The organism is Paracoccus sp. AK26 (assembly GCF_011801365.1).
GTDB classification, from domain to species: domain Bacteria; phylum Pseudomonadota; class Alphaproteobacteria; order Rhodobacterales; family Rhodobacteraceae; genus Paracoccus; species Paracoccus aerius.
Genome location: NZ_CP041041.1, coordinates 1,190,875 through 1,215,871 on the forward strand (window position 1 = coordinate 1,190,875; position 24,997 = coordinate 1,215,871).

At 67.0% G+C, this 24,997-nt stretch carries 27 protein-coding genes and 1 tRNA gene; 7 read left to right on the plus strand and 21 right to left on the minus strand.

Annotation, left to right across the window (positions count from 1 at the left end; all coding sequences use genetic code 11):
* Window positions 1-70 precede the first annotated feature (70 nt).
* Window positions 71-1,477 carry a class II 3-deoxy-7-phosphoheptulonate synthase gene (locus FIU66_RS05825; RefSeq protein ID WP_167621827.1) on the plus strand — a complete coding sequence of 469 codons (1,407 nt, stop codon included), beginning with the start codon at window positions 71-73 and terminating at the stop codon, window positions 1,475-1,477.
* Between the two features lie 158 nt (window positions 1,478-1,635).
* Here FIU66_RS05825 and FIU66_RS05830 read toward each other — a convergent pair.
* From FIU66_RS05830 to FIU66_RS05855, 6 genes are all read right to left on the minus strand, one after another.
* Window positions 1,636-1,711, minus strand: a tRNA-Ala gene (locus FIU66_RS05830).
* Between the two features lie 34 nt (window positions 1,712-1,745).
* On the minus strand, window positions 1,746-3,098 hold the full coding sequence (locus tag FIU66_RS05835) for a cytochrome P450 (protein WP_167621828.1): 1,353 nt from the start codon (window positions 3,096-3,098) through the stop codon (window positions 1,746-1,748).
* The gene (locus FIU66_RS05840) at window positions 3,095-4,285 is read right to left on the minus strand and encodes a hypothetical protein (RefSeq protein WP_167621829.1); all 1,191 of its coding nucleotides are present in this window, start codon (window positions 4,283-4,285) and stop codon (window positions 3,095-3,097) included. The genes FIU66_RS05835 and FIU66_RS05840 overlap by 4 nt, the downstream gene beginning before the upstream one ends.
* A gap of 58 nt (window positions 4,286-4,343) precedes the next feature.
* Window positions 4,344-5,024 carry a M48 family metallopeptidase gene (locus FIU66_RS05845; RefSeq protein ID WP_167621830.1) on the minus strand — a complete coding sequence of 227 codons (681 nt, stop codon included), beginning with the start codon at window positions 5,022-5,024 and terminating at the stop codon, window positions 4,344-4,346.
* Between the two features lie 39 nt (window positions 5,025-5,063).
* Window positions 5,064-6,245, minus strand: coding sequence for a VWA domain-containing protein (locus tag FIU66_RS05850; protein ID WP_167621831.1), 1,182 nt, complete (start codon window positions 6,243-6,245; stop codon window positions 5,064-5,066).
* A complete protein-coding gene (locus tag FIU66_RS05855) occupies window positions 6,245-6,409 on the minus strand; it encodes a hypothetical protein (protein WP_167621832.1) in 165 nt (54 codons plus the stop codon). The genes FIU66_RS05850 and FIU66_RS05855 overlap by 1 nt, the downstream gene beginning before the upstream one ends.
* Window positions 6,410-6,547: 138 nt before the next feature.
* On the opposite strand from FIU66_RS05855, the gene FIU66_RS05860 reads away from it, so the two are divergent.
* Complete coding sequence (locus FIU66_RS05860; RefSeq protein WP_210254095.1) at window positions 6,548-6,706, plus strand: hypothetical protein; 159 nt, start codon at window positions 6,548-6,550, stop codon at window positions 6,704-6,706.
* A gap of 38 nt (window positions 6,707-6,744) precedes the next feature.
* Here FIU66_RS05860 and FIU66_RS05865 read toward each other — a convergent pair whose 3' ends face one another.
* The 4 genes from FIU66_RS05865 to FIU66_RS05880 form a co-directional block, all read right to left on the minus strand.
* Window positions 6,745-7,569: a metal ABC transporter permease gene (locus FIU66_RS05865; RefSeq protein WP_167621833.1), complete on the minus strand. Its 825-nt coding sequence runs from the start codon at window positions 7,567-7,569 to the stop codon at window positions 6,745-6,747.
* Window positions 7,566-8,417 (minus strand): metal ABC transporter permease, encoded by an 852-nt coding sequence (locus FIU66_RS05870; RefSeq protein WP_167621834.1) that lies wholly within the window; start codon window positions 8,415-8,417, stop codon window positions 7,566-7,568. The genes FIU66_RS05865 and FIU66_RS05870 overlap by 4 nt, the downstream gene beginning before the upstream one ends.
* Window positions 8,418-8,505: 88 nt before the next feature.
* Complete coding sequence (locus tag FIU66_RS05875; protein ID WP_167621835.1) at window positions 8,506-9,351, minus strand: manganese/iron ABC transporter ATP-binding protein; 846 nt, start codon at window positions 9,349-9,351, stop codon at window positions 8,506-8,508.
* Entirely contained in the window at window positions 9,348-10,223 is an 876-nt protein-coding gene (locus FIU66_RS05880; RefSeq protein WP_167621836.1) for a metal ABC transporter substrate-binding protein, read from the minus strand. The genes FIU66_RS05875 and FIU66_RS05880 overlap by 4 nt, the downstream gene beginning before the upstream one ends.
* A 111-nt stretch (window positions 10,224-10,334) precedes the next feature.
* Here FIU66_RS05880 and FIU66_RS05885 point away from each other — a divergent pair, with 111 nt between their 5' ends.
* Window positions 10,335-10,754 carry a Fur family transcriptional regulator gene (locus FIU66_RS05885; RefSeq protein WP_167621837.1) on the plus strand — a complete coding sequence of 140 codons (420 nt, stop codon included), beginning with the start codon at window positions 10,335-10,337 and terminating at the stop codon, window positions 10,752-10,754.
* Window positions 10,755-10,760: 6 nt separating this feature from the next.
* Complete coding sequence (locus FIU66_RS05890; RefSeq protein WP_167621838.1) at window positions 10,761-11,117, plus strand: YigZ family protein; 357 nt, start codon at window positions 10,761-10,763, stop codon at window positions 11,115-11,117.
* Here the strand turns inward: FIU66_RS05890 and FIU66_RS05895 are convergent.
* The 6 genes from FIU66_RS05895 to FIU66_RS05920 form a co-directional block, all read right to left on the minus strand.
* Entirely contained in the window at window positions 11,114-12,133 is a 1,020-nt protein-coding gene (locus FIU66_RS05895) for an LLM class flavin-dependent oxidoreductase (protein ID WP_167621839.1), read from the minus strand. The two genes, FIU66_RS05890 and FIU66_RS05895, sit on opposite strands and share 4 nt — an antisense overlap.
* Window positions 12,134-12,244: 111 nt before the next feature.
* On the minus strand, window positions 12,245-13,117 hold the full coding sequence (locus FIU66_RS05900) for a lysophospholipid acyltransferase family protein (protein ID WP_167621840.1): 873 nt from the start codon (window positions 13,115-13,117) through the stop codon (window positions 12,245-12,247).
* Window positions 13,117-14,004 carry a DMT family transporter gene (locus FIU66_RS05905; RefSeq protein WP_167621841.1) on the minus strand — a complete coding sequence of 296 codons (888 nt, stop codon included), beginning with the start codon at window positions 14,002-14,004 and terminating at the stop codon, window positions 13,117-13,119. The genes FIU66_RS05900 and FIU66_RS05905 overlap by 1 nt, the downstream gene beginning before the upstream one ends.
* Window positions 14,005-14,068: 64 nt before the next feature.
* A complete protein-coding gene (locus FIU66_RS05910) occupies window positions 14,069-15,010 on the minus strand; it encodes a site-specific tyrosine recombinase XerD (protein ID WP_167621842.1) in 942 nt (313 codons plus the stop codon).
* Complete coding sequence (locus FIU66_RS05915; RefSeq protein WP_167621843.1) at window positions 15,007-16,461, minus strand: hypothetical protein; 1,455 nt, start codon at window positions 16,459-16,461, stop codon at window positions 15,007-15,009. Before FIU66_RS05915 ends, FIU66_RS05910 begins: the two co-directional genes overlap by 4 nt.
* A complete protein-coding gene (locus FIU66_RS05920) occupies window positions 16,458-16,640 on the minus strand; it encodes a hypothetical protein (RefSeq protein ID WP_167620776.1) in 183 nt (60 codons plus the stop codon). Before FIU66_RS05920 ends, FIU66_RS05915 begins: the two co-directional genes overlap by 4 nt.
* Before the next feature lie 124 nt (window positions 16,641-16,764).
* On the opposite strand from FIU66_RS05920, the gene FIU66_RS05925 reads away from it, so the two are divergent.
* Window positions 16,765-17,307 (plus strand): shikimate kinase, encoded by a 543-nt coding sequence (locus FIU66_RS05925; protein WP_167621844.1) that lies wholly within the window; start codon window positions 16,765-16,767, stop codon window positions 17,305-17,307.
* A 5-nt stretch (window positions 17,308-17,312) separates the two neighbouring features.
* Entirely contained in the window at window positions 17,313-18,428 is a 1,116-nt protein-coding gene (gene aroB, locus FIU66_RS05930; protein WP_167621845.1) for a 3-dehydroquinate synthase, read from the plus strand.
* A 16-nt stretch (window positions 18,429-18,444) separates the two neighbouring features.
* On the opposite strand, the gene ssb is transcribed toward aroB, so the two are convergent.
* The gene (gene ssb, locus FIU66_RS05935) at window positions 18,445-18,942 is read right to left on the minus strand and encodes a single-stranded DNA-binding protein (RefSeq protein WP_167621846.1); all 498 of its coding nucleotides are present in this window, start codon (window positions 18,940-18,942) and stop codon (window positions 18,445-18,447) included.
* A 185-nt stretch (window positions 18,943-19,127) separates the two neighbouring features.
* Here ssb and FIU66_RS05940 point away from each other — a divergent pair, with 185 nt between their 5' ends.
* Complete coding sequence (locus FIU66_RS05940; protein ID WP_167621847.1) at window positions 19,128-19,757, plus strand: lytic transglycosylase domain-containing protein; 630 nt, start codon at window positions 19,128-19,130, stop codon at window positions 19,755-19,757.
* A gap of 88 nt (window positions 19,758-19,845) precedes the next feature.
* Here FIU66_RS05940 and FIU66_RS05945 read toward each other — a convergent pair whose 3' ends face one another.
* From FIU66_RS05945 to scpA, 4 genes are all read right to left on the minus strand, one after another.
* Complete coding sequence (locus FIU66_RS05945; RefSeq protein WP_167621848.1) at window positions 19,846-21,150, minus strand: homoserine dehydrogenase; 1,305 nt, start codon at window positions 21,148-21,150, stop codon at window positions 19,846-19,848.
* A gap of 155 nt (window positions 21,151-21,305) precedes the next feature.
* On the minus strand, window positions 21,306-21,821 hold the full coding sequence (locus FIU66_RS05950; protein WP_167621849.1) for a hypothetical protein: 516 nt from the start codon (window positions 21,819-21,821) through the stop codon (window positions 21,306-21,308).
* A 1-nt stretch (window position 21,822) separates the two neighbouring features.
* Window positions 21,823-22,635 (minus strand): glycosyl transferase, encoded by an 813-nt coding sequence (locus FIU66_RS05955; protein ID WP_167621850.1) that lies wholly within the window; start codon window positions 22,633-22,635, stop codon window positions 21,823-21,825.
* Window positions 22,636-22,829: 194 nt separating this feature from the next.
* Complete coding sequence (gene scpA, locus FIU66_RS05960; protein ID WP_167621851.1) at window positions 22,830-24,965, minus strand: methylmalonyl-CoA mutase; 2,136 nt, start codon at window positions 24,963-24,965, stop codon at window positions 22,830-22,832.
* Between the last annotated feature and the right edge of the window lie 32 nt (window positions 24,966-24,997).

The window sequence follows — 24,997 nt, forward strand, 5'->3', positions numbered from 1 at the left end:
ATCCGCCACCTTCCCCCCGGCGCCATTCCCGTCTATATCTGCCCGACCATTTTTCCAAGGAGTCCGTGCCATGACGCAGGAGAACCGCAAGACCGCCACCCAAGCCTGGGACAAGGCCGGCTGGCGCGCCTATCCCCGTGTGCAGATGCCGGACTATCTGGACCAGACCGCGCTTGCAGGGGTCGAGGCGCAGCTGCGCCGCTATCCGCCCCTGGTCTTCGCGGGCGAAGCGCGCCGCCTGAAGGCCCATCTGGCCGAGGCGGCGGCAGGCCGCGCCTTCCTGCTGCAGGGCGGCGACTGCGCCGAAAGCTTTGCCGAGTTCAGCGCAGACAACATCCGCGACACCTTCAAGGTGCTGCTGCAGATGGCGGTGGTCCTGACCTGGGGGGCGCAGCTTCCGGTCATCAAGGTCGGCCGGATGGCAGGCCAGTTCGCCAAGCCTCGCAGCGCGCCCACCGAGGTCCTGAACGGGGTCGAGTTGCCCAGCTATCGCGGCGACATCATCAACGGCTTCGACTTTACGGCCGAGGCGCGGATCCCCGATCCCCAGCGGATGCTGGCGGCCTATACCCAGGCAGCCGCTTCGCTGAATCTGCTCCGGGCCTTCTCGACCGGCGGATTCGCGGACATGCACCGCGTCCAAAGCTGGATCGCGGATTTCGTGGGCGGGCCAGAGGCCGCGAAATACCGCGACATCGCCGGCCGGATCAGCGATGCGATGGCCTTCATGCAGGCGGCGGGCGTCAATTCGGACACCGCGCACCAGTTGTCCAAGGTCGATTTCTACACCAGCCACGAAGCCCTTCTGCTGGAATACGAAGAAGCCCTGGCGCGCGTCGATTCGACGACCGGCCTGCCGGTGGCGGGATCGGGCCACATGATCTGGATCGGCGACCGCACCCGGCAAGTAGACGGCGCCCATGTCGAATTCTGCCGTGGCGTCCAGAACCCCATCGGCCTGAAATGCGGCCCGACCACCACGGCCGAGGATCTGAAGGTCCTGATGGCCAAGCTGAACCCGGAAAACGAACCGGGCCGGCTGACCCTGATCGCGCGCTTCGGGGCGGGCAAGGTGGGCGACCACCTGCCGCGCCTGATCCAGACCGTCCGGGCCGAGGGCGCCAATGTCGTCTGGTCCTGCGACCCGATGCACGGCAACGTCATCAAGTCCTCGACCGGATACAAGACGCGGGCCTTCGATTCGATCCTGCGCGAGGTGCGGGAGTTCTTTGCAGTCCACAAGTCCGAGGGCACGATCCCCGGTGGCGTGCATTTCGAGATGACCGGCCAGGACGTGACGGAATGCACGGGCGGCGTCCGCGCCGTCACGGACGAGGATCTGTCCGACCGCTATCACACCGCCTGCGACCCGCGCCTGAACGCCAGCCAGTCGCTGGAACTGGCCTTCCTGGTGGCCGAGGAACTGCGCAACCGGCGCGAGGCTTCGGTCCAGGCCCCGGACGCCATGGCAGTCTGAACCGACGACCCGCAGCCGCCCATATCGGGCGGCTGCTTTCTTCAGCGGAGGCTTTCGCGTTCAGGACACGCCCGCTCTGCAAGGCATTGCCGGATGTTGGTTCAAATAAGCCGGCATGGCGCAAAATGTGCCGGCCAACGATGATCCTGTGGTGAAACTGGTGGAGCCGAGGGGAATCGAACCCCTGGCCTCGTCATTGCGAACGACGCGCTCTACCAACTGAGCTACGGCCCCACTGGCGTCCTTTTTCCCGGCCAGCGGGGGAATGTCAAGCGGATGATGCAGCCTTGCGCGGGGTCAGGTGGATGGCGATGCCGTCGCGGGCACGGACGGTCAGGCGCGCGACTGGAATGGGTGGCACGGGACCAGGGCGCAGGCGGAAGGCGTCCAGGACGCGGGCCAGCATCACCACCCCTTCGATCATCGCAAGGCCCGCGCCGGGGCAGGCGCGTTCCCCGGCCGAGAAGGGGATGAACGCGTCGCGGATGCTGGGCCGGCTTTCGGGGCAGGACCAGCGGGCGGGGTCGAAGCGGTCGGGATCATCCCACAGGCGCCTGTGGCGGTGCAGATGCCAGGGCGACAGGACCATTTGCGCACCTTTCGGGATAGGGCGACCGCGCATCTTCTGCGGGCGGGCGGCCTCGCGCACCATCATGGGGACCGGGGGGTAGAGTCGCAGGGCTTCGCGAAACACCGCCCGCGTGACACGCAGGGCATTGACGCCGGCCATGTTTGGGGTCAGGGCCGCCGCCTCGGCCGCGACGGCTTCCTGCCATTGGGGATTGGCGGCCAGCAGCCACAGGGCCCAGGACAGGGCGGATGCGCTTGTTTCGTGGCCCGCCAGGAAGAAGATCGCTACCTGGTCCACCATCTGGGGTTCCGAAAAGCATTGCCCTGTCTGCGGGTCGGGGGTGGTCATGATGCGCGTGGCAAGATCGTCCGGCGCATCGCCCCGGCGGATCGCCTGCATCCGGGCCGCGACCAGATCGGTGATCAGCCCGCGGATCTGGGTGGCCGTCTGGCGGGTGCGGCGGGAATGGGGCTGCGGCAGCCAGCGGGGCCAGGGCAGAAGGCCGGCCAGATTGACGACGGGCTGTGCCTCCTGATGGGCGCGGAAGGCGGCAAAGACCTGCGTCGCCGTCTCGTGTTCGATGGGCATCGAGAAGAGCGCGCGGAAGATCACGTCGGCGGCGGCATGGCTGGCCGGTGGCTCGATGTCCTGGAGGCCGGGCTTCAGGCGCGCGACCATGGCATCGGCCGCGCCGAAGATGGCGGGCAGGGTTTCGTGCAGCCTGCCGCCCTCGAATGCCGGGTCGATGATCCGGCGCTGCGCGGCCCATTCCGGCCCGTTGGTCACGAAGACCGAATTTCCCAGCAGCGGCGCCAGTCCCGCGCGGAGCCGGTTCGATTTCGGGAACTCGCCAGGGCGGTCCTTCAGGATCAGCCGGATCAGCGCGGGATCGTTGCAAAAGAAGCTGTGGACCAGCGGGCTGCGAAACTCGGCCATCCATGCGCGGTACAGGCGGTCGGGCAGGGCTGACAGCAGGTCGCGGCGGAATGCGCGGGCGAAGCGCAGGACGCTGCCGCGTCCCTCGGTCGCCTGGGGGCGCGGCGGGATCATGGCAGGCCCGGTCCGGCAGGGGTGGCGATGCGTCCGGGCGAATGCTTGCGGCCCGCGAAACGGTCAGCCAGCGTCTGCGGCCCGGCGGTGATGGCGAAATAGTCATAGTCGCCCGGCCGGTCGAAGGCGCAGAGATATTGGAGGTGCAGCCGGAACCACCGCCACCGCATGTCGCGCTGCTGCTGCGGCGACAGCGTATGCGTGAAGGCCGCGGACAGGACCAGCGGCCAGCGTTGATCCACACCCGCCACGCCCGTGACCGCCACGGGATCGCACAAGGCGAAGCTGCAGGGATCGCCGGGCGCCGTCACGTCCACCCAGAAGATGTCCGTCTGTTCGGAGAGATAGGCCAGGTCAGCCCGCAGCCGCTGCGCGCGCGGCAGGAAGGCCGCCATCGGCACGACATGGCCCAGCGTCATCAGCGACAGGGCGGGGCCGTTCGGCCTCCGGCCCCGGCGCAGCAGGTCGGCCAGCATCGACACGGCCAGATAGGCGCCCGAGGAATGGCCGACCAGCAGGACCTCGTCCAGCTCGTCGTCCACGGCTTGGGCCAGCCGGTCCGTGAAACGCTTCAGCCTTTCTTCCAGCCCGGCCGGGTAGGCACCCTTCATGCTGGCAGTGAAGGCATAGTCGTGCATCAGGTAATAAGCGAACAGGCGGTGGTCCTGGGACCGGGCAAAGGCAAGAACGCCCCAAGCCAAGCCGGCGGCGGTCAGCAGGCCCAGCCAGAAGATCCCTGTCATGACGGCGACAGCCCAGCCTGCCAGCCCCGCCACAGTCAGCGCGCACAGAAGCTGCGTCAGCAGCATCGCCAGCGGATAAAGCGCCGCCAGAACCGGCCCCCGCCGCAGCCGCATCAGCCGCCGCAGCGCGCCCGAGCAGATATAGACCCAGGCCACCCGCAGCATCTGCCCGTAGGTGCCCCCGATCCCGGCCCGCATCGAGGCCTGGACCAGATCGGACCAGACCAGAACCTCGACCTGCGACTGCGCCTCGCCTTCGGGAAAGCAGGCGCGGGTGGCCCAGCCGAAGCCCGCCGCGCCGCCATGCCGCTCCATCGCCAGATCATAGCCGCAGATCGCGGCCTGCTTGCACGATTCGCGCCGATACAACTCTCGGTAGCGGCGCGGGGGCATGGGGTCGAAGCCCGGAACATACAGGACCAGGCGGCGGAAGGGTCGTGTCATGGGCAATCCGTCAAGCGCCGGACCAGAATAGGCAGGCCTGCCGAGCCCGCAAGGCGATTCAGCCCTGCCAGCGGTTCTGCAGCGCCTCGATCGCCGCAATCCGGCGGTCGACGGGGGGATGCGACAGAAGCCAGGCGGGGGCGGATCCAGAGCGGCTGCCTGTCAGCCGTTCAAGCTTGCGGAACAGCGAGATCTGCGGAGCGGTCCCCAATCCCGCCCGGATCATCAGGGCACTGGCGAAGCGGTCCGCCTCGAATTCGTCGTCGCGCGACAAGCGGGCGGCGACGGCGGTGGCGATCAGCCCGGCGATCCAGGCGCCAAGCCCCGGGATGATCCGGCCCAAAATCCCGGCAAGCGCCATGCGGATCGCGTTCTGCCCCGCAAAGTCGATCATCCGCCGCCGGGCATGGCCGTGGGCCACATGGCCCAGTTCATGGGCAATGACGCTGGCCAGTTCCTCGGGCGTGACCTCGCCCGCGTCCAGCTTGCGGATGAAGCCGCGGGTCAGGAAGATGCGCCCGTCGGGGGCGGCAAGGCCGTTGACGGGGTCCACCTCATAGACATGGGCGCTAACCGGGGGCAGGTCCATGGCCCGACCCAGCCGTTCCAGCATGGGCGTCAGGCGGGGGTGGTTCAGCGGGGTCGATTTCTGGTTCAGTTCCTGCCGCAGCCGCCACAGCGAAAAGAACCACATGGCGGCCAGATACAGAACCAGCAGGATGATCGGCAGGTATTTCATGGCACCAATATGGCCCCGCCCAGGCCCCCGCGCCAGAGGTCAGCCAAGGATCCGCATCGCCTGCGTCAACCCGTCCAGCGTCATGGGCATCATGCGGTTTTCGAAGATATTCCCGATCATCGCGATGGACTGGGTGTATCCCCAATGCGCCTGCGGGACGGGGTTCAGCCAGATGTGATCGGGCCAGGTTTCCACCGCGCGGCGCAGCCAGACATCACCTGCCTCGGGGTTCCAGTGTTCGTTGGCCCCGCCCGGCACCGCGATCTCATAGGGCGACATCGACGCATCGCCTACGAAGATGCATTTGTAGTCGCGCCCGAAGCGGTGCAGCACGTCCCAGGTGGGCGTCTGTTCCGTCCAGCGGCGGCGGTTGTCCGTCCAGACACCTTCGTAAAGGCAGTTGTGGAAGTAGAAATGCTCCATGTGCTTGAACTCGGCCCGCGCGGCCGAGAACAGCTCGTCCACGACGCGGATATGGTCGTCCATCGACCCGCCCACGTCCAGAAACAGCAGCACCTTGACGGCATTGCGCCGTTCCGGCCGGGTCTGCACGTCGATATAGCCGTGATCGGCCGTGGCGCGGATCGTGGCGGGCAGGTCCAGTTCGTCCGCCGCCCCATGCCGCGCCCATTGGCGCAGGCGCTTCAGCGCGACCTTGATGTTGCGGGTGCCCAGTTCGACATTGTCGTCGAAATCGCGGAATTCGCGCTTGTCCCAGACCTTGACCGCGCGGCGGTGGCGGGATTCGTCCTGGCCGATCCTGACGCCTTCGGGGTTGAAGCCATAGGCGCCGAAGGGCGATGTTCCGGCCGTGCCGATCCACTTGCTGCCGCCCTGGTGGCGCCCTTGCTGTTCGGCCAGCCTTTCGCGCAGCTTCTTCATCAACTCGTCAAAGCTGCCGCTGCCCTGAAGTTCGGCCTTCTCGGCCTCGGTCAGCAGTTTCTCGGCCAGCTTTTCCAGCCATTCGCGAGGGATGGCCTGTTCGGTGACAAGCGCCTCTAGGGGGATTTGTTCCATGCCGCTGAATGCCTCGGCGAAGGCACGGTCGAAACGATCGATGTGGCGTTCGTCCTTGACCAGCACCAGCCGGGACAGGTGATAGAAGCCGTCAACGGACCAGTCGGCAAGGCCCGCCTGCATCCCGCCCATCAGGTCCAGCCATTCCCGCAGCGAGACCGGAACCCCCTGCCGGCGCAAGCTGTCCAGGAACGGGATGAACATCACATCGTCCGGTCAAGGATGACGGTGGCGAACAGGCCCAGCAGGGCAAAGGCGATGCCGAAGCCCGCCGCGTATTGAGCGCGGTCGCGCCGCGTGCCGCCCAGCTTGCCGGCCCGGCGCCAGCCCAGGAATGCACCGATGATGGCGGCGGCGATGACGATCATGAAGGCCCCAGGCTTTGCTTCTGGCCTTTCAGATAGCCGCTGGCCGGGGACGGCGCAACCGACGGGCATGGGGAATGTCTATGGAACATGCGCGACGGCATCGGGTTGGATTGGATCATCCAAGCCCAGGAGGACGCCATGACCGACAAGGAAAACCCCGACGCCGTTCCGCCCGGCACAACCGGCGCAGGCGAAAACATCTGCCGCAAATGCGAGGGCAGCGGCCGGGTCGAAGGCAAGGAATGTCCCGAATGCGGCGGCACTGGCAAGGTCACGACAGGGATCGGCGGCGGCTGACTCATCGAGGCTCGCAGCGGCTGGCGTTGCGGTTCTGCTCAGGTTGCGGCGTTGCGGGTAACCGTCTGCCGCCAGAAGAAGACCAGCGTGAACAGCGCGGTCATCACCACCACGATGGTGGGCGCGGGGGCGCTGTCCAGCCAGAAACTGATCCAGATGCCCAGAAGGCTTGATGCGGTGGCAATCAGGACCGACAGGGCCAGCATTGCCTGCAAGCGCGTGGTGACAAGGAAGGCAATGGCCCCCGGCGCAATCAGCAGCGCGACCGACAGGATGATCCCCACCGCCGACAGCATCGCCACGACCACGGCCGAGATCATCGCCAGCATCCCGTAATGCAGCCAGCGGATCGAGAGGCCCGCCACCCGCGCCTGCACCGGGTCGAAGACCAGCAGCGCGAAGTCGCGCCATTTCAGGATCAGCACCAGCCCCACCACGGCCGAGATCGACCCGGCCGAGATGAAGTCGTCGCGACCGATCCCCAGGATATTGCCGAACAGAATATGGTCGAGGTGCACGTCGGTCGGGAATTGCGTGTAGATGACAAGGCCCAGCCCGAACATGCCCGCCATGACCACGCCCAGGGCCGTGTCCGGCTTGACGCGGCTGTTGGCGTCCAGCCAGCCCGCCGACAGGGCGCAGACCATGCCTGCGGCAAAGGCACCTATCAGCAGCGGGATGCCAGCCAGATAGGCCAGCACGATCCCCGGCAGCACCGCATGGCTGATCCCGTCGCCCATCAGCGCCCAGCCTCGCAGAACCAGGAAGCAGCTAAGCAGGGCGGCGGGGACCGCGACGATGACGGCGATCAGCGCGGCCTCGACCATGAAGGGAAAGGCGAAGGGGGCGGTGATCCAGGTCATTCGGTCGCCTCGCGGACCCGGCGGCGGCTGGCCAGAATACCGTGGCGCGGGGCCAGGACAAAGGCGGCAAGGAAGATCAGCGTCTGCAACACGACGATGATGCCGCCTGTCGCGCCGTCCAGGAAGAAGCTGACATAGGCCCCGGTCGCCGAGGTCAGGCTGCCGATGGCGACCGAGAGCGCGATCAGCCGGGGAAAGCGGTCGGTCAGCAGATAGGCGGTGGCGCCTGGCGTCACCACCATGGCGATGACAAGGAAGGCGCCGACGGTCTGCATGGCGGCCACCGTGGATCCGGCCAGAAGCGTGAAGAACAGGATACGAAGCCGCCCCGGATGCAGGCCGATGGTGCGGGCATGGCTTTCGTCGAAGAAGACCACCATAAGGTCGCGCCACTTTGCCAGCAGGATCACCAGCGACACGCCGCCGATGATCGCCAGTTGCAGCGTATCGCCGGGCGAAATCGCCAGGATGTTGCCCATCGTGATCGCCTGAAGATCGACCGAGACCGGGTTCAGCGAGATCATGAACAGGCCGATCCCGAAGAAGCCGGTGAAGATCAGGCCGATGATCGCGTCCTCCTTTAGCCCCGTGCGGCTGTTCAGGAACAGCATGGTCAGCGCGGCCAGTCCGCCCGACAGGAAGGCGCCAAGTGCAAAGGGCAGGCCCAGCATATAGGCCCCCGCGACACCGGGCACTATGGAATGGGACAAGGCGTCGCCGATCAGGCTCCAGCCTTTCAGCATCAGATAGGCCGACAGGAAGGCGCAGACTCCACCCACGAGGGCCGAAACCCAGATGGCGTTCGTCATGTAGCCATAGGTGAAGGGGACCAGCAAGGTGTCCAACATCAGGCGCTGCCCCTTGCGTCCCGCGACGGCCGGGGGGCCAGCCCCCCGGACCCCCCGGGATATTTTCGCCAAGATGAAGGGGCCTTGGTCATTCGTCCTTCCTGCGGGCGCGCTGGTCGTAGAACACCAGGGGGCGTTCGTCGTCGGTGAAGACATCCAGGCTGCGCTGGTCGGCATCATCGTGCAGTGCCGCGCCCCCCAGGACGAAGTGGCGCAGGACGCCGCCGAAGGCGTGGCGCAGGTTTTCCGGGGTGAAGGTCGTCTCGGTGGGGCCGTGGGCCAAGACGGTGCCCTTCACCATCACGACCCGGTCGCAGTATTCCGGGACCGAGCCCAGGTCGTGGGTGGAAACCAGCATGACCCGCCCTTCGTCCCGCATTGCCTTGAGCAGGGCGATGATCGCCTGTTCCGTCTGCACGTCCACGCCGGTGAAGGGTTCGTCCAGCAGGATGACCTGGGCTTCCTGGGCGATGGCGCGGGCCAGAAAGACGCGCTTCTTCTGGCCGCCCGACAGTTCGCCGATCTGCCGACGGCGGAAGTCGGTCATGCCGACGCGCGCCAAGGCCGATTCAACCGCCTGCCGGTCGGTCGCGCGGGCGCGGCGGAAGAAGCCCATGTGGCCGTATCGGCCCATCATCACGACGTCCTCGACCAGGACGGGGAAGGTCCAGTCCACCTCCTCGGCCTGGGGGACATAGGCGACAAGGTTGCGGGACAGGGCCTCGTCCACCGTGCCGCCCATGATGCGGACCTGCCCCGAGGCATGGGGCAACAAACCCATCAGCGCCTTGAACAGCGTCGACTTGCCTGCACCGTTCACGCCGACCAGGGCGGTGACGGATCCTTGCGGGACAGTGAAGCTGGCATCCCGCAGCGCGGTGACGCCGTTGCGATAGGCAACGGTCAGGTTCCGGACGTCGATCCCCTCGCTCATCCCCCAAGCCCGTTCACGATGGTTTCCGAGGTGACGCGCAGCAGGTCAAGGTAGGTCGGGACGGGGCCGTCAGCCTCGGACAGGCTGTCCACGTAAAGGACGCCGCCATAGGCGGCGCCGGTCTCGGACGCGATGCGGCGGGCGGGGCGGTCTGAAACGGTGGATTCCGAGAATACTACGCCGATGTCGTTCTGCCGCATCACGTCGATCACGTGGCGCACCTGCTGCGGGGTGCCCTGCGCATCGGCATTGATCGGCCAGAGGTAGAGCTCTTGCAAGCCGAAGTCACGGGCGAGATAGGAGAACGCCCCTTCGGATGTGACCAGCCAGCGGCGGTCAGGGGGCAGGGCGCGGGCAGCATCGCGCAGGGGGGCGATGGTCTGCGTGATCTGCGCCTTGTAGGCATCGGCATTGGCCAGGTAGGTCGCGGCATTGTCCGGGTCGGCCGTGGCCATGGCAGTGGCGATGTTGTGCACATAGACCAGGGCGCTGTCCAGGGCCATCCAGGCATGGGGATTGGGCTTGCCGTCGTAATCGCCGCCGGTGATCGACATCGGCTGAATCCCGTCGCTGACCACCGCGACCGGAACATCGCCCAATTGGTCGATGAACTGCTGGAACCAGCTTTCCAGGTTCAGGCCGTTCACCAGGATCAGGTCCGCATCCGCCGCGCGGATCAGGTCGCCCGATGTTGGCTGGTAGTTGTGGATCTCGGCCCCCGGCTTGGTGATGGATTCCACCGTGGCGGCCTCGCCCGCGACGTTGCGTGCCATGTCCGCGATGATCGTGAAGGTCGTGGCGACCTTCAACTGTTCGGCCTGGGCAGGCAGGGCAAGAAGGGCGGCAAGGGTGGCGACCAAAGGCAGTTTCATCGGTTCCGATTTCCAGCATCCGTCGATGGATGATCAGTGCGCGAACCGTTCTCAACTGTCAATAGTTGAGAACTAGTTGCAACTGAACGTCCGGTGGGGCATCAAGGTTGCGTGGATAATCGTGCCCTTCAGTTGGAGCAGGCCCTGCGGGATGCCGGAGTGCGGGTGACGCGCCAGCGCGCGGCCCTGCTGCGGGTGATCGCTGGCAGCGAGGATCATCCCGACGCGGCGGAACTGCACCGCCGGGCCGAGGCTGCGGGTGCCGGCGTGTCGCTGGCCACGGTGTATCGCACGCTGACCACGCTGCAGACCCAAGGCGTGATCGACAAGCTGGAGTTTCAGGGCGAGCCTGCCCGGTGGGAGGCAGCGGATCAGCGCCACCACGACCACATGATCGACGTGGACACGGGCGAGGTGGTCGAGTTCATCAACGACCGGATCGAGCGGTTGCAGGCCGAGATCGCGGCCGAGATGGGATACGAGATCGTCCACCATCGGCTGGAACTGTATGTGCGGCGGCGGGGCGCCTGACCCGCAATGCAGGTCTTTGACAAGATCATCTCGGATCGCGGATCGCGCTATGCCGTGGCCGGCGGGCCTGCCGCGACGCGCGCCGAGGCAGCGGCGCTGCTGGCCGGATTGAAGCGCAACAAGCGGTTTGCGAAGGCCACCCACAACAGCTGGGCCGCGATCCTGTCGGGCGAGCCGGTCAAGGACGACGATGGCGAGGCAGGCGCCGGCGCGCTGATCCTTCAGATGCTGGAGCGTGCAGGGCTGCGCGACCACGTGGTGGTCGTGACCCGCTGGTATGGCGGCAAGCAACTGGGCGGCGACCGCTTCCGCCATGTGGCGGATGCGGTCAGGCTTTACCTGCGCGAAACCGGGCTGGGCTAGCGCCAGCCAAGCGCCGGGGCCACGTGGCGCAGGATGTTGTCGAGGACGTGGACGTTGTAGTCCACGCCCAGCATGTTCGGCACCGTCAGCAGCAAGGTGTCGGCCTCGGCAATGGCCTCGTCCTCGCGCAACTGCTCGATCAGGCGGTCGGGTTCGTCGGCATAGCTGCGGCCGAAGACGGCGCGATAATTGTCGATGTTGCCGATCTGGTCGCTGTCCTTGCCGCCGCGCCCGAAGAAGCGGCGGTCCATGTCCGAGGTCAGCGCGAAGATCGACCGGCTGACGGACACGCGCGGCGCGTGCGAGTGCCCCGCCGCCGCCCATGCCTCGCGATAGGTCCGGATCTGGCGGGCCTGCTGGACGTGGAACGGCTCGCCCGTTTCGTCCACCTTCAGGGTCGAGCTTTGCAGGTTCATGCCCATCTGCGCCGCCCATTCCGCCGTGCCATTCGAGGCCGAACCCCACCAGATGCGGTTGCGCAGCCCTTCGGAATGGGGTTCCAGCCGCAACAGGCCCGGCGGGTTCGGGAACATCGGGCGGGGGTTCGGGCGGGCGAAGCCTCGGCCTTCAAGCTGCTGCAGGAAGACCTCGGTATGGCGGCGGGCCATGTCCTGGTCACTCTCTCCCTCGGCCGGTTGATAGCCGAAATAGCGCCAGCCATGGACGACCTGCTCCGGGCTGCCCCGGCTGATGCCCAATTGGAGGCGCCCGCCCGAGATCAGGTCGGCCGCGCCCGCATCCTCGACCATATACAGGGGGTTTTCATAGCGCATGTCGATGACGCCGGTGCCGATCTCGATCCGGCTGGTCCTTGCGCCGACGGCGGCCAGCAGCGGGAAGGGCGAGGCAAGCTGGCGGGCGAAGTGATGGACGCGGAAATAGGCGCCATCCGCGCCCAGTTCCTCGGCAGCTATGGCCAGGTCGATGGATTGCAGCAGCACGTCCTGCGCCGTGCGGACCTGAGACCCCGGTTCCGGCGACCAGTGGCCGAAGGACAGAAAGCCGATCTTCTTCATGGTTATCCCTTTGCTGCGCCAGACGCGTTGCAAGGGACATAGGGTCTTGCCGCACGGTCAGGCAAGGATCGCCCGCGCGCAGGCCCTGTGCGCGGACAAACAGCGGGCTGTTTATTTCCAGCGGCGATGCACCCAGAACCACTGGTCCATGTGGCGGCGCACAAGCATTTCCAGGTCGTCGTTCAGCGCCTGCATCATCGTGGCCGGATCGCTGTGTTCGACGGGCTCGCCCACATGGACACGGAAGCGCAGCCCGTCGGGGCAGCGGATGCCGTGGACCGGCACCAAAGCCGCGTCATAGCGTATCGCCAGTTCGGCTGGCGTCAGGACGGTGCGGCTGGGAAGGTCGAAGAAGCGCAGTTCCGGCGCGTGGCGGTCATACTGGTCAAAGCCAAGCGCCAGCCACCCGCCGCCCTTCAGGAAACGCAGCATCGAGGTCAGGCCCGACCGGCCGCGCGGGAACAGCGGTTCCGCGATGGCGGTAATGGCGGGGATGTAGTGGCGGTTGAAGGCTTCGTTGTTCATCGGGCGGTAAAGGGCGCCGACGGGCCAGCCTCGTGCGGCAAGTGCGGTGCGCATGGCGTCGTAGTTGCCGAAATGCGCGCAGGCGATGATGACCGGGCGGTGGGCGTCGAAGGCGGCTTCCAGGGCTGGCAGGCCGGGGCCTTCCAGCGGATCGGCGTCGCGGATGCGGCTGGTGAACTCCTCGCCCGAATAGATCTCGGCCACGGAACGGCCCGCATTGTTGGGGACGGCGCGGGTCAGGGCCTTCACCTCGTCCGCCGTCAGGTCGGGCCGGGCCAGGGCCAGGTTTTCGCGGATCCGCCGCCGCCAGCCGGCCAACGGACCAAGGACGTGGCCGAACAGCCAGCCCACTGCCGGGACGCGCCTTTCATAGGGCAGCAGCCGCGCAAGGCCGATGACCGAAAGGAAGGCCGCATTGGCGATGCGATCGGACAGGGGCGGGGTATCAGGTTGGCTCATCAGGTCCTTCGGGCCGCGCGGGCTTCTCGGGACCAGACGTAAAGCCCCGCGGCCACGATAAGCGCAGCGCCCGCAACCGTAAACAGATCAGGCAGCTGGCCGAAGAGCAGCCAGCCCCACAAGCCCGCCCAGATCAGCCCGGTATAGCCGAAAGGCGCCAGCACCCCCGCCTCGGCCACCGAAAAGGCGCGGACCAGCAGATACTGGCTCAGCGTGCCGAAGACGCCCAGCAGCGCAAAGGCCCACAGATCGCCAGGGGCGATGGGCTGCCAGAAGAACGGCACCACGGCCGAAGCCAGGACCGTTCCCACCACCGCCGACCACATGACCGAAGTCGCGACCGAATCCGACCGCGCCATCCGCGTCAGCAGCGCGCCTGCGGCATAGGTGAAGGCCCCGGCCAACGGCAAAAGCGCGGCTGGCTGGAAGACACCAAGGCCAGGCCGTATGATGATCAGCGCGCCGATCAGCGCGACGCCGATGCCGGCCAGCCGGCGCGGGCCGATGGGTTCCCCGAGAAACAGCGCCGCGCCAAGGGTGATGAGGACGGGGTTCAGGTCCATGATCGCGGTTGCCTCGGCCAGCCCGATCACTTGAAGCGAGGTGAAGAACAGCCCCACCGACGCCAATTGCATCAAGGCCCGCGCGAACTGCAGGCCGGGGCGGCGGGTGCGCAGCAGCGGGAACATCCCGCCCCGGAAGATCAGCGCGAAGATCGCCAGGTTGCCGACGAACCGCGCCCAGACGACCTGCGCAGGGTGATAGGTCTGCGTCAGGTGCTTGGCCGTGGCGTCCATCATCGTGAAGCCCAGGATCGCGGCCAGCAGCAGCATGATGCCTGCCGTCTGGGCATTGGCCGGCGGGCGCAAGGCTGTCTGGTCGGTCATTTGCTTCCCCGCATTCCCGTTCCCGCAACCTCTAGTGGCAGGAGCGGCCGGGGCCAAGCCCCCCTCAGCCCTTCCGGGCCAGCGGGTGATGCGTCAGGACGAGGTCGCGCATCCGGTCGTCAAGCACATGGGTATAGATCTCGGTCGTGCCTAGGTCGGCATGGCCCAGCAGCGTCTGGATGGAGCGCAGGTCGGCGCCGCCTTCCAGCAGATGCGTGGCAAAGGCATGGCGGATGACATGGGGCGTCACGCGTGACGGGGATACACCGGCCGCGACCGCCATGTCGTTCAGAAGCCGGCCAAAGGTCTGGCGCGGCATGTGGCCCGCAGCGCCCGGCGCGGGAAACAGCCACCGCGCACCCTTGCCGGCGACCAGGCGGCCAAGCGCGCTGTCCTTGTGCGCGGTGTCGCGGATCGCCAGCCAGTTGGACAGTGCGCGGCGCGCGGGCGGCGTCAGGGGAACCATGCGTTCCTTGTCGCCCTTGCCCCGGATCAGCAGCACGCGCGGGTCGCCCCGGCAGGCGGCCGCAGGCAGCGAGACCAGTTCGCTGACGCGCATTCCCGTGGCGTAAAGCAGCTCGATCAGGCAAAGGTTGCGGGCCCGGTCCGCATCCGTCCGGCCGATCATGGAAGCCGAAGCCAGCAGCGCGTCGATCTCGGCCCGGTCCAGCGTCTTGGGCAGGCGCTTGGACCGGCCCGGCCCGCTGATGCGGATCGCCGGGTCATTGTCGCGCCAACCTTCCTCGAGCGCAAAGCGCGTGAACTGCCGGATCGAGGACAGCCGCCGCGCCCGCGTCGCGCGCGACAGGCCCTGCGCGTCGCAATGGGCCAGGTAATCCTCGACCAGTTCACGCGTCAGGTCTGTCAGGGCCAGCCTGCGCCCGGACAGCCAGTCCGACAGGTCGCGCAGGTCGCGGCCATAGGCAAGCACGGTGTTGCGGGCGGACCCGGATTCGGCGGCCTTTGCATCCAGAAAGGCCGATATGGCACGGTGATCCGCGATCACGGCTCCGCCCGCATCACCGGCAGCAGCGAAAGCTGCGCGGCGGCCAGGTCGGCCTCGGCCGTCAGGCCAAGCGCGCGCAGCATGGCAAGACCGCGTCCGGCGCGGGGCAGGTCGCCGTCAAGGCCCGCGTCTATATCGGCCATCGCGGTCAACAGCGCCTCGCCCTGCTGGCTGGCGGGGGCTTCGACCGGATCGGCCTTCAGGGCGGGGTCCAGCTTCAGCGGCGTGGGCGTTGGCAGGCCCTGCCACTGGCGCAGCCATGTCGTGATCTCGCCCGACCGGCCTTCGCCCGTTTGCGTCAGGTCGGCGGCAACCATCGCGGCCAGAACGTCGGCCATGCCGGCACCCCGGAACTGGTCGAAAGCATGGGGCAGGGCGGGCGAGGGGTCACCGCCGGCAAGGGCCGCTTCGAGGGTCCGCATAGCGCCCGCGCGTTCCCAGACCCCGCCCGAGGCCGCAGGCTTCTGCTCGCTGTAAAGCGCGCGCAGCGTGGCAGGGGGAAGGGCGCCGGCCCTTGCCAGCCGCTCGGCCGCTTCCAGACGGGCCTTCCAGCCGTTGTTGGGCCGCAGGTCGGAATGGGCGAAGGCAATGGGCAGCGACGCGGTGGGCAGCGGCTGGCCGATCGCCTCGTGGATGCGGAAGTCCAGCGGCGTCATGCGGTCCGCGGCGGGCAGCATCTGGTCGCTGTCCACATAAGCGTCGTCCAGGAAATGCGTCAGCAGCACCGCCTGGTGCTGGTCCAGCAAGCCCAGGCTTTCGGCCCCGTGCAGACTGATTGCCGCTGCCGCCCAGTCCCCCGTCTGCGCCAGGCAGAAGATGCGCGCGGCAAAGCTGGGCGCGATGCCGGGCGTGTTGTTCATGATGTCGCAGGCCCGCCCCTCGTCGCCTTCCAGCAGGGCGATGTCGAACAGGCGGCGGAAGATCTCGGGGTTGCTGGGGCCTGCCGTGGTCAGCAGCGCTTGTGCCCGGTCCACCGCGCCCCCGTCCAGCAGCCGGTCGGCCCGGGCCAGGAACAGTTGTCCTTGCGGCGCACCGCTGGCGGGCGGGCGAAGCTGCGTGGTCAGGACCCGGTCCAGCAACGCGTTCATCGCGGGCAGGCGTGCCGGGGTCCGCAGGATCAGGTCGGCCAGGGTGGCGCTGTCGCTGCCTTCCCACAGGCTGGCGGGCAGGCCTGCCTTGCGCGGCGTCACCAGCCCGACCGAGTCGGGGTTGCCGTTGCCCAGCCGCGTCACCTGGACGGAACCCACCTCTCCGCTTTCCGCGACGGGCTTGGGGCCTGTGCCAGGAACGCCGGGAGGCGGCTTGTCGCCGGGCCGCCAGGCAGAGCTTTCGCGGTCGGGCCCCCGAACGCTGCCCGACAGCCAGTCGCTGGCCGACAGCGGCTGTTGGGCCTGGGCGGGCAGGCCCAGGGCAAGCGCGACGGCAACGGAAAGCAGGCGCGGGCCGATCACTGTGCCTCGGCCTGGGGTTCGGCGGCCTCGGCCGGGGCGGGTTCGGCGGGCGCGGGCGTGCCACTGACGGGGCTGCGCACCTCGGACCGGACAGGCTGCATGTCGCCGAAATAGGCATAGCCCGCCAAGCCGATCAAAGCCGCCAGAATCAGCACCACCAGAACCTTGAGCAGCCGCATCGAATCGCCTCGTTTTCTTCGTTGTTCGTGTCGTTCGGCCGGTCTTTCGCCGGCCTGGCCGGAATATATATGGCATTTTCCGAAAGATCACGCCATTCAGTCGGCCACAAATCGGGGGACGGACATGCGGCAGCGCCTGCGGCGCCATATCGTGCTGATCGGAATGATGGGGGCGGGCAAGACCGCGCTTGGGTCGGAACTGGCCCGCCGCCTTCATGTCCCCTTCACCGATTCGGATGTCGAGATCGAGACAGCGGCCGCCATGTCCATTTCCGAGATCTTCGCCCGCGACGGCGAGGCCTTCTTCCGCGACCGCGAAGCGCAAGTGATCGCGCGCATCCTCAAGGATACGCCGCGCGTCATCTCGACCGGCGGGGGGGCCTGGATGCAGGACCGCAACCGCTCGGCGATCAGGGCGTCCGGCTTGTCGGTCTGGCTGGATTGCGATCTGGAAACGCTGTGGCATCGTGTCCGGCAGCGCAGCACCCGGCCGCTTTTGAAGACCGCAGATCCCAAAGGCACGCTGGCCCGCCTTCTGTCGGAACGGAACCCGACCTATGCAACGGCCGAATTGGCATTCCCCGCCCGCGCGGGCGACAGCGTCGATGCAGCCACCACCCGCCTTCTGGCCGCCATCCGTGCGGCCGATCCGCAGCTTGTGATCTAGACGCCATGACCAGCCAAGCCAACCCCGTCACCGTCCATGTTCCCCTGGGCGATCGCGCCTATGACGTGCGCATCGGCCCTGGCCTGATCGATCGGGCAGGGACCGAGATCGCGCCCCTGCTGCACCGCTCGCGCCTGGCCATCGTGACCGATGACACCGTGGCGCGCCTGCACCTGCCCCGCCTGCAGGCGGCCCTGTTGGCCGAGGGTATTCAGTCCGAAGCCCTGGTCCTGCCGGCGGGCGAGGCCACGAAAAGCTGGCCCCACATGACGCGCACGGTCGAATGGTTGCTGGAACAGCGCATCGAGCGGCGTGACGTCGTGGTGGCCCTTGGCGGCGGGGTGATCGGCGATCTTGTGGGCTTTGCGGCGGCGATCCTGCGGCGGGGCGTCCGCTTCGTGCAGATCCCGACCACGCTTCTGGCGCAGGTGGACAGCAGCGTTGGCGGCAAGACTGGCATCAACAGCCCGCATGGCAAGAACCTGATCGGCGCCTTCCACCAGCCTTCGCTGGTGCTGGCCGACATCGCGGTGCTGGACACGCTGAGCCCGCGCGACTTCCTGGCGGGTTACGGAGAGGTCGCGAAATATGGCCTTCTGGGCGACGCGGATTTCTTCGAATGGCTGGAGGAAAACGCCCCCCGCCTGCGCGATGACATGGCGCTGCGCCAGCACGCCGTGGCCCATTCCGTAGCAATGAAGGCGGGGATCGTCACCCGAGACGAGACCGAACAGGGTGAACGGGCGCTTCTGAACCTGGGCCATACCTTCGGCCACGCGCTCGAGTCGGCGACCGGTTATTCCGACCGGCTGCTGCATGGCGAAGGCGTGGCGATCGGCTGCGCGCTTGCCTTCGACCTGTCTGCCCGCATGGGACTTTGCAGCCAAGAGGCGCCTTCGCGCGTGCTGGCGCATCTGCGTGACATGGGAATGCCTGCCGCGCTGCGCGACGTTCCGGGCGCCTTGCCGGACGATGCCGCGCTGATCGCGCTGATGGGGCAGGACAAGAAGGTGGTCGACGGCCGCCTGCGCTTCGTGCTCGCGCGCGGCATCGGAGAGGCTTTCGTCAGCGACGATGTGCAGACCGGTATGCTGGCCGCCGTGCTGCGGGACGCCCGCTAGGGCGCCCCACGACTGATCAGAACGGGATTTCGTCGTCGTAGTCGCTGCGGCTGCCGCCGCCCTGGCTGCCGCCGCCCGAGGACGAACCGCCCCGTTCGTAATCGTCATAGCCGCCGCCGAAGCCGCCGCCGCTGTCGCGGCCGCCGCCACCCGCGCCGCCTTCGCGGCCGTCCAGCATCTGCAGCGTGCCGTTGAAGCCGCGCAGCACGACTTCGGTCGTGTAGCGTTCCTGGCCGGACTGGTCCTGCCATTTGCGGGTTTCCAGTTGGCCTTCGACATAGACCTTGCTGCCCTTCTTCAGGAACCGCTCGACCACGTTGACCAGGCCCTCGGACATGATGGCGACGCTGTGCCATTCGGTCCGTTCCTTGCGTTCGCCCGTGTTGCGGTCCTTCCACTGTTCCGAGGTTGCGATCCGCAGGTTGGCGACCTTGCCTCCGTTCTGGAAGGTGCGGATTTCGGGGTCGCGGCCCAGATTGCCGATCAGGATGACCTTGTTGACGCTGCCTGCCATGACGTTTTCCTGCAAATGTGTCTTTGACCAATGGTCTAGCAGGGTCCCCGGCGATGCAAAAGGGAATCTGCGCCGCCGGTGGGCGCTTTGCCGCCACGTGCGACCTGCCCGAAAAGCGAGACTGGCGACGGACAGGCTTTTCTGTATAGTCCCGTCAAAACCCACAACAACGAGGGACAGGGAAAATGAAGATCATCCCTACCATCAAGGCGGGTCTGTGCGCGATGGTGATCGCAGGCCTTGCATTGCCTGCCGCGGCCGAAGGGCTTCGCCTGTCGGGCAGTTCGTCCAAATCCCGGGCCGAGCAGTTCGCCCGCCAGACCCGGCTGATGGATTCGCGCCTGGCCGGCCAGTATCAGCAATCGGCACGCCTGCGGCCAAATGCCCGCAGCGGCGGCGACAATTCTGTCGATATCCAGCTTTCCGCCAACATCCCCGCCTATCGCGGCAAGCGCAGCGACTTCATCCCCCACGCGCGAGAGGCCGCCCGCCGCTATGGCATCCCCGAGGATCTGTTCCTGCGCCTGGTTCAGCAGGAATCGGGCTGGAACCCCCGCGCGCGGTCGCACAAGGGCGCCACGGGCCTGGCACAGTTGATGCCGGGGACCGCCGCCAAGCTGGGGGTGAACCCGCATGACCCGGTGCAGAACCTGCATGGCGGCGCGCGCTATCTGCGGATGATGTACAACCAGTTCGGCAACTGGCGCCTTGCCCTTGCCGCCTATAATGCCGGGCCCGGTGCCGTGCAGAAATACAAGGGCATCCCGCCTTACCGCGAAACGCGAAACTATGTGCGGATCATCGCGGGGGGCTGACGCTTCATCTTCTGTGTGAAGATATCCTCGGGGGTGAAGTGCTTTGGGGATCGAGGGAAAGAGGGGGCGCGAGCGCCCCCTTTCTTTCTTACACCTCCTCGATCCTCAGCTCGACCGGATCGCCCGCCAGGACGCCGGTGCGGGGCAGGGCCTCGATGGCGAAGTCGATGGCTTCGGGCGTGGTCTTGTGGGTCACGACCAGGACCGGGACGCTTTCGGGGCTGTGCTGGCCGTATTGGCGCATCCGGTCGATGGAAATCCCCGCATCGCCCAGCACCGTCGCCACCTTGGCAAGCGCACCAGGTTTGTCCTGCAATTCCAGGCGCAGGTAATAGGCCGCGGGAACGGCCGTCCGGGCAGGCTGGGCAGCCTTCAAGGATGTCGCGGGCTGGCCGAAGACCGGCAGGCGGACGCCGCGGGCGACCTCTACGATGTCGGACAGGACGGCGCTTGCGGTCGGACCCTCGCCCGCACCTGCGCCGCGCAGCACGATCTGGCCCACGCTGTCGCCTTCGACCACCACCATGTTCGTGCCGCCGACCAGTTGGCCCAGCGGGCTGTCGGCGGGCACCAGGCAGGGCGACATGCGCTGTTCCAGGCCGCGCGGGGTCATCTGCGCCACGCCCAGCAGCTTGATCTTGTAGCCCATGTCGGCGGCGCGGCGGATGTCGTCGATGCTGACGCGCTCGATCCCCTCGATCTCGACCGCGTTGAAGTTCACCTGAGTGCCAAAGGCGATCGAGGACAGGATCGACAGCTTGTGGCCCGCGTCGATGCCGCCCACGTCCAGCGTCGGATCGGCCTCGAGGTAACCCAGTTGCCGGGCTTCCTCGAACACGGCCTCATAGGGCAGGCCCGCGCTTTCCATGCGCGTCAGGATATAGTTGCAGGTGCCGTTCATCACGCCCATGACCCGGCGGATCTCGTTGCCGGCCAGCGATTCCGTCATCGCCTTGATGACGGGGATGCCGCCCGCCACCGCCGCCTCGAAGCGCAGGGTGCGGCCCAGTCCTTCGGCCAGTTCGGCAAGCGCCTGGCCGTGGACGGCCAGCAGCGCCTTGTTGGCGGTCACGACATCCTTGCCCGACCGCAACGCTGCCTCGATGCTGTCCTTGGCGATCCCGCTGTCGCCGCCCACCAGTTCCACAAACACGTCCACGTCCCTGGCGGTGGCCACCGCCATCGCATCGTCTTCCCAACGATAGGCCGACAGGTCGGCGTCGCGGTTCTTCATGCGGTCGCGGGCGCAGATGGCGGTGATGGCCACGGGGCGGCCCGTGCGGCGCGACAGAAGGTCTGCGTGCTTCTGGACGATCTTGACGACACCGATCCCGACGGTGCCAAGCCCGGCGATGCCAAGTCTCAGGGGATCGGGGCGAAGGAGGGACGACATGAAATCCTCTTGTCCTAAGGTCGCCTGCTGTTAGCGCGGGCCGCGCCGTCATGCAACGCGCGAAAAGCCCGTGCGGCAAAGGCCGCGGCATGGGCGACGCATCGATCCCCCGCATCGGGCGGGCCACCCGCCGGACGTGCCCTGCGCCGGCGGCATCATCCGTCCCGGCCGATCCATTCGCCGTCGATGCCAGTGCCGCGCATGATCGACAGGACCTGGCGCGCTGCCCGCATCGTGTCGGCATGGACGGCCTGAACGGCGGCAGGGTTCATGTCATCCGGGTATCGTTCGCCCCGGGTATTGATGAAGGTCGGGTGCCAGAAGCCAGGCTGGCTGCCTGGCCGCCACGAGGCATGGCACAGAAGATTCCGCATCAGCCGTATGGCGCGCAGGTCGGCTGCAAGCGCTTCGCGTCCCGGGGTCCGTTCCTGGCGCATGGCGGCGGCGAAGCTGTCGATCAGCGTTCCCAGCGTGTCGTCGGCAATGTCCTCGATCCGGCGCAGCCAGGCCTGCAGGTCCCGCTCGTTCGCGTCCTCGCCCAGCTGCTTGCGGGTCAGCGAGAAGATCGCCCGCTTCAGGGCTTCTTCCAGAAAGCCGAAGGCGGAAACGGCATGGCCGATGGCTGCCGCCATGTCATCCGGCAGGCGTTCCGGGTCGTCGGGCCCAGCCATGCTATTCCCGCCACAGATCCCTGACCCATGAGGCAGGCAGCAGGTAGTGGCGCAGATGCTTGGACAGGCTTTCGCGCCGCCCGCCAAATGTCGCCCGCAGGTGATCCAGCGGCGGGCGGTGCTGCTCGTCCTCGGTCCAGCGTCCGGCGATTGCGTCCGGCGGGTTAAGGTTGCCCGCGAAGATCACGATGCGGCTGTTCTTCGGCACCTTCGGTTCGCGGATGTAGTTCAGCGGGAAGGGCGGGACCGAGTGCATCCGGAAATGCGCAAGCCAGCCGCGCGGCCAGAACCTGACGCCGCCGGGCGCGTTGCGGGTGACGAAACGCTGTTCGTATTTGTACCGGTCCGCCACGGCCTGGGGATCGGCACGAAAGATGTCCTGCAGCGGCTTCAGCTTGCCCACGCGCATCCGATAGACGGAGGTCTGGCCCAGCTTTTCGAAAGGGGTGTTCGGGTTGCGGCCCAGGATCGTGTCGTCTGGATCGCCGAAGGTGAAGAACGGATCCAGGTTGCCAGTCACGATCACGTCCAGATCGAGAAACAGCACCACCCCCGTCACGTCGCCCAGATCCCCCCACAGCCGCGACTTGGGCCATTTGCCCTTGGTCCCGACAGGCGCCTGATAAGTGAACTCTGGCAGCGGACGGACAGCGACATCCGGATGCAGGCCGCTGCCGTCGTCGGTGAAGCAGAACAGCCGGAAAGGGGGCGTGATGTTGCGCGCGATCATGCCGTGCAGGCGGTTGACATATTCCGGCCCGAACTTCGTGCCCCACTTGATGCAGATGATCTGCTTGATGTCCGGCGCGTCCATCAGCCTTCCCCTTTGCTTGCCGCACCGTTTCACAGCGGAAAAGCCAAGGCAATGTCATTCGCCTTGGGTCAAATATCCTTGGGGGCGAGGCGCGCCCGGAAAAAGGGCCGGTGGACCTTTGTCAGCGGCGAATGCCTGTCGTCATGCGGCAGGCTGGGGGGCGGACGCCCCCCTGTGGCCGCGGGACGCAAGGTTCAGGCCGCGCGGTTTTCCCGGATCAGCCGCAGGATGTCGGCTGCGGCCGAGGGGATGTTGGTGCCCGGCCCAAAGATCGCCTTCACGCCGGCGTTCTTCAGGTAATCGTAATCCTGCTGCGGAATGACGCCGCCGCAGATCACCAGGATATCCCCGGCCCCCTGGGCCTTCAGCGCCTCGATCAGCTTCGGGGCAAGCGTCTTGTGGCCTGCCGCCTGGGAACTGATGCCGACGACGTGGACATCGTTGTCCACCGCGTCCTGGGCCGCCTCCTCGGGCGTCTGGAACAGCGGACCGACATCCACGTCGAAGCCGATATCGGCAAAGGCCGTGGCAATGACCTTGGCGCCGCGGTCGTGGCCGTCCTGGCCCATCTTGACGACCAGCATCCGGGGACGGCGGCCTTCCTCGGTCGCGAAATCCTCGATGTCGCGCTGAATCGCGGCAAATCCTTCGTCGCCCTCGTAGGCGGCCCCGTAGACTCCGGCCAATGTCCTCACCTCTGCCCTGTGGCGCCCGAACGTGCCTTCCATCGCCAGGCTGATCTCTCCGACGCTGGCGCGGGCACGGGCGCATTCAATCGCGGCTTCCAGCAGGTTGCCGCCCTCGACCGTGCGCCGCCCCAGTTCCAGCAGCGCCGCGTCGCAGGCCGCCTGGTCACGGGTGGCGCGGATACGCTCCAGCCGCGCGATCTGGGCGTCGCGCACCTTCATGTTGTCGATGTCCAGAATGTCGATCGGGTCTTCCTTGTCCTTGCGGTACTTGTTGACGCCGACGATCACCTCCTCGCCCCGGTCGATCTGGGCCTGCCTGCGGGCGGCGGTTTCCTCGATCCGCAGCTTGGGCATCCCCGAGGCGACAGCCTTGGTCATGCCGCCCATTGCCTCGACCTCCTCGATCAAGGCCCACGCCTTCTCGGCCAGCTCGGCGGTCAGGCTCTCGATGTAATACGACCCGGCCAAGGGATCGACGACATGGGTGATGCCGGTTTCCTCCTGCAGGATCAGCTGGGTGTTCCGGGCGATGCGCGCCGAAAACTCGGTCGGCAGGGCGATGGCCTCGTCCAGGGCGTTGGTGTGCAGCGACTGCGTGCCGCCAAGCGCCGCCGACATCGCCTCGTAAGCCGTGCGAACCACGTTGTTGTAGGGATCCTGTTCCTGCAAGCTGACGCCCGAGGTCTGGCAATGCGTGCGCAACATCAGCGACGACGCCTTCTTCGGGTTGAACTCCGACATGATCCGGTGCCACAGCAGCCGCGCGGCGCGCAGCTTGGCGATCTCCATGAAGAAGTTCATGCCGATGGCGAAGAAGAATGACAGCCGCCCCGCGAACTGGTCCACATCCATGCCCGCAGACAGCGCCGCGCGGACATATTCGCGCCCGTCGGCCAGGGTATAGGCCAGCTCCTGCACCAGGTTCGCGCCCGCTTCCTGCATGTGATAGCCGGAAATCGAGATCGAGTTGAACTTGGGCATCTCGTTCGAGGTGTATTCGATGATGTCCGCGATGATGCGCATCGAAGGCTCGGGCGGATAGATATAGGTGTTGCGGACCATGAACTCCTTGAGGATGTCGTTCTGGATCGTGCCCGACAGGACTGCGCGCGAATGGCCCTGTTCCTCTCCGGTCACGATGAAGTTGGCCAGGATCGGGATCACCGCGCCGTTCATGGTCATGGATACGGACACCTTGTCCAGCGGGATGCCGTCGAACAGGATCTTCATGTCCTCGACCGAATCGATGGCGACGCCGGCCTTGCCGACATCGCCCACCACGCGCGGATGGTCGCTGTCATAGCCCCGGTGCGTCGCCAGGTCGAAGGCGACGGACACGCCCTGCTGCCCGGCGGCAAGCGCCTTGCGGTAAAAGGCATTCGACTCCTCGGCGGTGGAAAAGCCCGCATATTGGCGGATGGTCCAGGGACGCCCCGCATACATCGTGGCGCGCGGGCCACGGGTAAAGGGCGCGATGCCGGGCAGGCTGCCCAGGTGGTCCAGGCCCTCCAAGTCGGCCTCGGTATAGAGCGGCTTGACCGGGATGCCTTCCAGCGTGTTCCAGGTCAGGCTGTCAGGATCGGCACCCTTCAGTTCCTTTGCCGCCAGCTTCTGCCAGTCGTCCAGTGTAGGTTTGGTCATGATCCATCCTTTCGCACGGCGCGGGCTGCCCT

Excerpts from the sequence above, each read along its gene's own strand:
- FIU66_RS05825 (WP_167621827.1), top strand. The coding sequence starts at position 71 with ATGACGCAGGAGAACCGCAAGACCGCCACCCAAGCCTGGGACAAGGCC.
- FIU66_RS05835 (WP_167621828.1), bottom strand. The coding sequence starts at position 3,098 with ATGATCCCGCCGCGCCCCCAGGCGACCGAGGGACGCGGCAGCGTCCTG.
- FIU66_RS05840 (WP_167621829.1), bottom strand. The coding sequence starts at position 4,285 with ATGACACGACCCTTCCGCCGCCTGGTCCTGTATGTTCCGGGCTTCGAC.
- FIU66_RS05845 (WP_167621830.1), bottom strand. The coding sequence starts at position 5,024 with ATGAAATACCTGCCGATCATCCTGCTGGTTCTGTATCTGGCCGCCATG.
- FIU66_RS05850 (WP_167621831.1), bottom strand. The coding sequence starts at position 6,245 with ATGTTCATCCCGTTCCTGGACAGCTTGCGCCGGCAGGGGGTTCCGGTC.
- FIU66_RS05855 (WP_167621832.1), bottom strand. The coding sequence starts at position 6,409 with ATGATCGTCATCGCCGCCGCCATCATCGGTGCATTCCTGGGCTGGCGC.
- FIU66_RS05860 (WP_210254095.1), top strand. The coding sequence starts at position 6,548 with ATGACCGACAAGGAAAACCCCGACGCCGTTCCGCCCGGCACAACCGGC.
- FIU66_RS05865 (WP_167621833.1), bottom strand. The coding sequence starts at position 7,569 with ATGACCTGGATCACCGCCCCCTTCGCCTTTCCCTTCATGGTCGAGGCC.
- FIU66_RS05870 (WP_167621834.1), bottom strand. The coding sequence starts at position 8,417 with ATGTTGGACACCTTGCTGGTCCCCTTCACCTATGGCTACATGACGAAC.
- FIU66_RS05875 (WP_167621835.1), bottom strand. The coding sequence starts at position 9,351 with ATGAGCGAGGGGATCGACGTCCGGAACCTGACCGTTGCCTATCGCAAC.
- FIU66_RS05880 (WP_167621836.1), bottom strand. The coding sequence starts at position 10,223 with ATGAAACTGCCTTTGGTCGCCACCCTTGCCGCCCTTCTTGCCCTGCCT.
- FIU66_RS05890 (WP_167621838.1), top strand. The coding sequence starts at position 10,761 with ATGCAGGTCTTTGACAAGATCATCTCGGATCGCGGATCGCGCTATGCC.
- FIU66_RS05895 (WP_167621839.1), bottom strand. The coding sequence starts at position 12,133 with ATGAAGAAGATCGGCTTTCTGTCCTTCGGCCACTGGTCGCCGGAACCG.
- FIU66_RS05900 (WP_167621840.1), bottom strand. The coding sequence starts at position 13,117 with ATGAGCCAACCTGATACCCCGCCCCTGTCCGATCGCATCGCCAATGCG.
- FIU66_RS05905 (WP_167621841.1), bottom strand. The coding sequence starts at position 14,004 with ATGACCGACCAGACAGCCTTGCGCCCGCCGGCCAATGCCCAGACGGCA.
- FIU66_RS05920 (WP_167620776.1), bottom strand. The coding sequence starts at position 16,640 with ATGCGGCTGCTCAAGGTTCTGGTGGTGCTGATTCTGGCGGCTTTGATC.
- FIU66_RS05925 (WP_167621844.1), top strand. The coding sequence starts at position 16,765 with ATGCGGCAGCGCCTGCGGCGCCATATCGTGCTGATCGGAATGATGGGG.
- aroB (WP_167621845.1), top strand. The coding sequence starts at position 17,313 with ATGACCAGCCAAGCCAACCCCGTCACCGTCCATGTTCCCCTGGGCGAT.
- ssb (WP_167621846.1), bottom strand. The coding sequence starts at position 18,942 with ATGGCAGGCAGCGTCAACAAGGTCATCCTGATCGGCAATCTGGGCCGC.
- FIU66_RS05940 (WP_167621847.1), top strand. The coding sequence starts at position 19,128 with ATGAAGATCATCCCTACCATCAAGGCGGGTCTGTGCGCGATGGTGATC.
- FIU66_RS05945 (WP_167621848.1), bottom strand. The coding sequence starts at position 21,150 with ATGTCGTCCCTCCTTCGCCCCGATCCCCTGAGACTTGGCATCGCCGGG.
- FIU66_RS05950 (WP_167621849.1), bottom strand. The coding sequence starts at position 21,821 with ATGGCTGGGCCCGACGACCCGGAACGCCTGCCGGATGACATGGCGGCA.
- FIU66_RS05955 (WP_167621850.1), bottom strand. The coding sequence starts at position 22,635 with ATGGACGCGCCGGACATCAAGCAGATCATCTGCATCAAGTGGGGCACG.
- scpA (WP_167621851.1), bottom strand. The coding sequence starts at position 24,965 with ATGACCAAACCTACACTGGACGACTGGCAGAAGCTGGCGGCAAAGGAA.